The sequence below is a fragment of the Dehalococcoidia bacterium genome, assembly GCA_021295915.1.
Lineage (GTDB): Bacteria > Chloroflexota > Dehalococcoidia > Lucifugimonadales > UBA1123 > VXRN01.
Genome location: JAGWBK010000095.1, coordinates 1,611 through 2,176 on the forward strand (window position 1 = coordinate 1,611; position 566 = coordinate 2,176).

At 60.8% G+C, this 566-nt stretch carries 1 protein-coding gene; it reads right to left on the bottom strand.

Going from position 1 to position 566, the window contains the following annotated elements:
• On the bottom strand, positions 1-536 hold a 536-nt coding region (locus tag J4G14_15295), incomplete at its 3' end, for an IS21 family transposase (GenBank protein MCE2459153.1).
• Positions 537-566: the final 30 nt, after the last annotated feature.

Consider the following 566-nt stretch of genomic DNA (forward strand, 5'->3'; position numbering starts at 1 on the left):
CCGAACGTCTCCCCGAAGCACACCTCGGCGTATCGCCAACCGGAGTGACTCAGCACGAACTGGAACAGCAGATGCCTGAAGGGCTCTCCACCGATGGTCACTCCCAACTCCCCACAGTGGGTGAAGTCCACCTGCGCCTCACGACCAGGTGGATGTTCCTGCTGGAAGTACACCTCCTTGTCCGGCCCATGAAGGGCCCTGTGGTCTCTCATCCTGCGCTGGAGCGTCCTGAGTTGGGACCTTCCGAACCTGCCTGGGTGTCTCTCATCGAGCCACTCCAGGATGGTTGTCGCGCTCAGCTCACCGTCGGGGTCGGTCAGCAGCAGCGGCACGACATCGCTCTCCCATACGTCGACGAAGGGGTCCGGCCTGCTTCTCCACCTTCGCCGGGCCCTCTTCCTATCCGACGGCAGATCCCCACGCTGCCACTTCCTTGCCGATCTCTCGCTCATAGCGGCTGTAGCTGCCGCTGACTGCTGTGTCTTCCCTTCCATCAATCTCTGCCTCAGTAGAACTACCTGTTGATCTGTGATCAATCTGGCACCTCCTGGGTACCAGATCATCGT